Annotated in this window: 4 protein-coding genes and 1 pseudogene; all 5 read right to left on the reverse strand. The window is 54.7% G+C overall.

Annotation, left to right across the window (positions count from 1 at the left end; genetic code table 11):
• Positions 1–2,273 (reverse strand): annotated as a pseudogene (locus tag A9G05_RS25970) (hypothetical protein); the annotation flags it as partial.
• Between the two features lie 444 nt (positions 2,274–2,717).
• Complete coding sequence (locus A9G05_RS27525) at positions 2,718–3,104, reverse strand: hypothetical protein (protein WP_139131265.1); 387 nt, start codon at positions 3,102–3,104, stop codon at positions 2,718–2,720.
• A 124-nt stretch (positions 3,105–3,228) separates the two neighbouring features.
• On the reverse strand, positions 3,229–3,906 hold the full coding sequence (locus A9G05_RS25975; protein ID WP_069563683.1) for a hypothetical protein: 678 nt from the start codon (positions 3,904–3,906) through the stop codon (positions 3,229–3,231).
• A gap of 154 nt (positions 3,907–4,060) precedes the next feature.
• Positions 4,061–4,804 (reverse strand): helix-turn-helix transcriptional regulator, encoded by a 744-nt coding sequence (locus A9G05_RS25980; RefSeq protein WP_069563684.1) that lies wholly within the window; start codon positions 4,802–4,804, stop codon positions 4,061–4,063.
• A 56-nt stretch (positions 4,805–4,860) separates the two neighbouring features.
• On the reverse strand, positions 4,861–5,166 hold a 306-nt coding region (locus A9G05_RS25985; protein WP_305879756.1), incomplete at its 5' end, for a calcium-binding protein.

Raw genomic sequence — 5,166 nt, forward strand, 5'->3', positions numbered from 1 at the left:
CTTTGGCCGAAGCGCAGGGTGTCGTTACCGGACAGTTCGATGATGGTGTCCTGGCCGTCGCCGAGTTCGAAGAGGTAGGTGTCGTTGTTGAAGGTGCCAAGGAGCGTGTCGTTGCCTTTGCCACCGACATAGAGGTTGTTGTTGGAGTAGTCGGCATTGTTGGAGAGGGTATCGTTGCCCTCGCCACCAAAGAGTTGGTTGCTACCTTTGTCCCCGTAGAGGGTGTCGTTGCCAGCCCCCCCGAAGATGCGGTCGTTGCCGCCGCTGCCGGTCAGGGCGTTGCCCGACTGATCGCCAAAAATGAATCTATAGCCGGCCTCTTCGGTTCGTTGACGTACTTTCTGAAGATCTTCATCGGAGAGCTTTTCAAAGAGGTTTACTGCGATCTGCCCGAAGGCCAGTCCGCTGGAGGTATCTCCTTTCCACGCCAAGCTGAGGTCCAGTGCATCGTTGAAGGCTTTCGTTGCTGAGGTGACAGCTGTCTGCTCGAACAGCTTGGTCATTTCGCTGTAGTCGAGCGCGATACCGGTGTCGGTGATATTCAGCCCGATCTGGTCGACATAGGGCTTGAGGCGGGTTTGCAGCAACAGGCCATCGTAGATGGACTTCTTGAGCGCCTCATAGGCCTGGTTCAGCAAGCCTGCCTGCCCGGCATTCAGCCCCAGGCGATCCTCATTGATGACGACCGAGCCATCCTTGATGGCGTAGGTGGTCGTGCCGTTGGTGGTGCCCATGCCAAACGAAAGGGTCAGGCTGTTGGCGGTAGTCCCCACCTTGCCGAAGCGCAGGAAGTTCTGGCCGTTGAACACTTCCAGGGCCTTGATGCGTTCGAGGAGTTGCTGGGTGCTTTTCTGGGCGTCTGTTGGTGCGGCACCGGCCGCCTCCCAGGAATACTGGAAACGCACATCCGTGCCGCCTTCGTCCAGCGCATCAATGCGCTTGTCGAAGGTCTGGTAGTCGGCGCTCTTGGCCCATTCGGCGATCAGCTTGTCCAGCAGGCCCATCTGCTCTTCGCGGGTCTGGGCCTGGGCGTAGGTGGCCAGTAGCGTCTTGAGCTCGGCGTTGAGCATCGAGGCTTCGCGCAGGTCGCGCACGGCGCCGGAGCCTTTCATGTCAGGCAGGGCCTTGGCTGCATCGTCCAGCGCGATGGGGTCGGTGAACTCGCGGTAGAAGGGGTTGCTGGCCAGGTCCAGGTTGGCAACCACGCTCTGGTTAGCGTTGACGCTGCCTTGGGTGCCGTCGCCCCGGATGAAGGTGCCGGTGGCGCTGATCAGGTTGCCATTGGATGTCTGGTTGCTGGCAGTCGAGTCGAGGTTGATGGCGACGATACTGTGCTCGGCCAGGGTCTTGAGTTCGCCGGTTTGGGCGATGCCGTCCTGATTGGTGTCCTGCCAGACTCGGACGTTGGCGAACTGGGCATCCTTCGCATCGAAGACGCCATCACCGTTGCTGTCGAAGTCCCGCAGGGCGTCGAAGCCATCGGTGGCTTTCTGGCCGTTGGCCTTGACGGTATCGACCCCGAACAACTCGCTGCCGTTGTCGATCTGGCCGTTGCCGTTGCGGTCCAGCACGAGGAAACCATCGTCGCCCTTGACCCAACCGGTGCCGGTCTTCAGGCCGTCGCCATCGAAGTCGAAGGTGATACCGGCATTGGCACCGACTGTTTCGATGCCGTCGCCGTCTAGGTCGAGGCTGAGGGGGTCGATGCGTTGGATGAAAGTTGATGCATTTGTGTAGTTTTCATTGACAGATGGAGCAATGGGTTTTTTTTCTTCGAAAATACTCTTGTAGATTTTTTCAATAAAACTGAGTTCAGGAAAGCCACCGGATGCAGGGCAGTAAAGCTCAAAAAAATTATCCTTTCTAGGTAGCGGTAAATTGGCGGCTAAAAGGGCGGAGTCTACTACGGAGTTTGAATTGCGATAGTCTGGAAAGTATGGATATTTTCCGTTGTCTATTCGCTCAAGTTCCCGCTCTATCTCTTTCCACTCTCTGCTTAGGTCCTCTCCCTCTGCGATGAATTCTGATGGGTGATTTCCCTCTTCGTCCCAGTCTGGGGTGCCTTCAACATAACTCCCGGTTCTGGTTTCTATAGGGCCCCAGTAGGATATTGAATTTTCCTTTCCGTTCTCTTCGCCGGGGCCAAAGTTGCCCGGGCCGCCTCGAGCATAGAACTTTTTTCCGTCTTTGTCGGTGTAGATCAGGTATTTATGGTAAAGAGGGGCGCCGTCTACTACTGCGGGTTTATAGAAAACTTCGATTTTTTCGTACATTTAATATCCCTATATGCTGGTGAGAAATATTTCTCCGTGGGCTTTTAGTATTTTCGATCCGTCTGTTTCGAGCGTGATTGAAGTATTTGTCTGAACTATGAGATTTCTCACTGATTTCTTTGACGCAAAATATTTATTCTGATCGGATTTTGATTGGTATGTCTTAAATCCTCTCGCCTCTAAGAATTTTAAGGTTGCATTGAGGTCATCACCTGGCCTTATATATCCATTAAGTAGTAGGGTTATGTTTCTGTTGTTTTTTCTCAATGCATCATCAAGCGCCTCGATAAATGCATCTTTAGGTTGAGGCGGTTGGAGTGCCCAATACCCTAGGCTGCTAATGCAGAGTGTCGCCAAGAGTGCTACTAGAATATTTCTTGTGGTCGTGCTTTTTTTTTTATAGGCTGTGCCTCTGTTTCTTTTTTCATATTGTTGTTCCTGATTTTAAAGCCCTGTTAAGCCTATCGCGCCGGTCGCTTCGGTTACCACATCTCCATGGGTTGTTATGATTATGTTGGTTGAAGTGAGTATCACCAGGTTTTTTATTTTTTTCCTGCTTGCATAGTATTCGCGAATGTTTTCTTTTCCAGGCTTGGTTTCTAAGGGGTGGATTGTGAAGTCTCTTGCTTTTAGATAAGCCGCTGTTTTCTCGAAACTGTCACCTGGTTTTATGTGGTTTTTAAGTAGTGCGGTTATATTCCTGTGGTTTTTTCTCAATGCCTCATCCAACGCTTCGATGAATTCATCTTTCGGTTGAGGTGGCTGGAGTACCCAATACCCTAGGCTGCTTATGCAGAGTGTCGCGAAGGCTGCGGTGAGTACGATTTTCATACTCGCGCGCGTGCTTCCTGGAGGGTTAAGCGCTTTCATGCATTCCTGCCTATTCAGATTGCGCGGCACCATTGTTGGTGCGTAACCGGGGGCGATAGTTTTCATCCTTTATTAGGTGCGTCAGTCAGTTTTTGGCTGGCGCACTCATTATTTGTGCTCGTCCATCTTCCATGGCTTCCAACAACGCTTTTGCGTTTTTGTCATTGGCATTGTGTTGCAGATAGACCTGCAGGTTTTCTTTGGCTTTGCTTGCATCGCCTGTGGCGAAGTAGGCCAGGGCCAGGGTGAAGTAGGCGGGCGGGTAGTTTGCGCGTGTGGCTTTTTCAAGGTAAGGCAGGCTCTGTGAGCTTTGCCCCGTTTCTGCGAGGAAGAGGCCGTATTGATAGTTGGCGTGCAGGTCATCCGGGGTAATGGCTAGCAGTTTCTGGTAAAGCGTTTCCGCTTTCTTCCAGCTGTCAGGCATGTCCAGGTTGTGGCCCATTCGGTGCAGCAGGGCAGCTCTTGAGAGGATTTGCCTGTCCGGGCTGGATTGCAGGCCAAGGTCGAGAACGTGCGTCAGTGCTGCAATTTCCTTTCTTGCCCGATTGGCATCCTTGCCGGATTCGAAGCTGGGTGGATAGCTGCCGGCAAAGCCGTACAGGTCGTCGATGACCTGATCGATATAGCGAAGGTTGAGTGCGTAGTGACCGCTCTCGCTGCTGGGGCGCACGATCTGCTGCATGTCATGCTGCGGGTACTCGGCCGCGTTTGCCGCCAAGCTGACCAGCAGTGAAAGAAGCCCTGTCCGTATGAGTGTTTTCATCGCCTGTCCCTGGAGTTCGGAGAGCCTGCAGTCTCGTGGACGGGCAACCCCGGGACAATGGATCAACTGATCCAAAAACGGCCTGGCGGGCTGTTGAAAAAGCTGACGGCATTGTCGTTGCGGTGTTGAAGGCACCGTCTCGGTTTTCAGCGACCTAGAGCAACCTCAATTCATAAGCCTTCGCCAATGCTTCGGCCCGCGTCGAGGCGCCCAGCTTGGTGAGGATCGAGTGCACCTGGTTGCGAATGGTCGACACGCTTCGACTGAGCAGCGCGGCGATCTCCGGGTTGCTCTTTCCGGCTGCCAGCCAGCGCAGGACGACCTGTTCCTTGGGGGAGAGCAGCTGGGCGTTACTGAAGGCATTGCGGGTGTTCCGGCTTGCGATCAGGCGTACGAGGATCTGGTGGAGGTGAGGGGTGATCAGCTCCATGAGGAGCGCGTGATGGTCTGTCAATTGGCCCGGGACCCGCGCCAGGCTGATGTAGCTGCCTTTCTTCCCGTCCAGGTCGACCAGCCCATGGGCAACGAAATTGTCGAAGGCGAACTGTTCCATTTCAGAACGCTCTAGTTCGGAGAGCTGCTGGTCATTCAGGCCGCGGGTAATGAGCTGCGGCTTGCGCTCCATGTACCAGCGGGCGAGCAGGGCCCGGTCAGGGATGCTGACGATTTCATGCACCTTTTCGAAGAGGGACGTGGGGTAGTCCACCGCCACGGCCATTTCCAGCACTGCCTTTCCATTCACGAACGCCCCCACGCAGGCCAGCGTCATGCCATGGGGTAGCAGCGGCCGCAGGCATTCACGAACGAAGCCCTGAAAGCCCTCCACGGAATCCACCTGCTGCGAGGCCATCACCAGCTTCAAGTAAAGGGTTTTTTCTTGCTCAGTCAGTTTGTCCATTCCTGCCTCTAATCCTGAAGGCGAGGTACGCACACGCGCACCTCGCCGGTCACTGTTTACTGCCAGTTGGCGGCGATCACCACCTCCAGTTGAGCCCGTTGCTCAGGCGTGAGGTTGGAGTTGCCCGCAGTCGGCGGCGCGAAGGCCGCCATGGCGTTGACCAGGTTCTGTACCTGGCTGTCGAGGAGAGTCTTGCCGTCAGCGGTCTTGATCGTCTCGACGTGGTTCGAGGCGCTGGCGTACCAGTTGCTGATGGTGACCTTGTCGTCGGAGCCGAGGACGGAGAGTTCCAGGTTGTTGCCGGTACGTTGGAGCCAGAGGTCGGTGCTGTTGATGCCTTGTTCAAAGCTCAGGACATCTTT

The sequence above is a fragment of the Pseudomonas sp. ENNP23 genome, from assembly GCF_001728945.1.
In the GTDB taxonomy this organism is placed as follows: domain Bacteria; phylum Pseudomonadota; class Gammaproteobacteria; order Pseudomonadales; family Pseudomonadaceae; genus Metapseudomonas; species Metapseudomonas otitidis.

What these genes read in the sequence shown, in the direction of transcription:
- A9G05_RS27525 (WP_139131265.1), bottom strand. Translation starts at nt 3,104, where the DNA reads ATGAAAATCGTACTCACCGCAGCCTTCGCGACACTCTGCATAAGCAGC.
- A9G05_RS25975 (WP_069563683.1), bottom strand. Translation starts at nt 3,906, where the DNA reads ATGAAAACACTCATACGGACAGGGCTTCTTTCACTGCTGGTCAGCTTG.
- A9G05_RS25980 (WP_069563684.1), bottom strand. Translation starts at nt 4,804, where the DNA reads ATGGACAAACTGACTGAGCAAGAAAAAACCCTTTACTTGAAGCTGGTG.